1 protein-coding gene is annotated in these 359 nt (G+C 67.7%); it reads right to left on the bottom strand.

Annotated features, from left to right (window positions below; all coding sequences use genetic code 11):
* Positions 1-61: 61 nt before the first annotated feature.
* Positions 62-359, bottom strand: a 298-nt coding sequence (locus tag KVT32_RS29170; protein WP_217619325.1) for a hypothetical protein, incomplete at its 5' end; no start/stop codon positions are given.

The following is a 359-nucleotide window of genomic DNA, read 5'->3' as shown; positions in this document are numbered from 1 at the left end:
AGAAAATGTGCCTATGCAACTACCAGAATGCCCGGGATGGGTGGACTTCGTGGAGAGCCCGCTACATCTTGCGGCACTGGCGCAACTCGCAACGCGCCATGAAAACTTTTCCATCCGCACATTGCATGCGATAGACCTCGACCGGGCCCTCCTCGGTCAGCTGGCCCGCGCCTTGCGGGCTGGTGCAGGCATGCTGCCGGGCCAGGCTCTCAACGGTACTGGACGACACGCCGACGCGATGGGGAGCACGCTCGATCGGCTCGACGTCAAGGCCGTCCGGCGCCCCCGACTGCCGCGGCGACTCGGCGGCGAGCGGCGCCGGCGCCGACCCGACCATCCCACACCCGCCCAGCAGGACG

The sequence above is a fragment of the Achromobacter sp. GbtcB20 genome (assembly GCF_019091095.1).
GTDB classification, from domain to species: Bacteria; Pseudomonadota; Gammaproteobacteria; order Burkholderiales; family Burkholderiaceae_B; genus Achromobacter; species Achromobacter mucicolens.
Note: the sequence above shows the minus strand (reverse complement) of the source record. Positions and strands in the feature narration are given on the sequence as shown.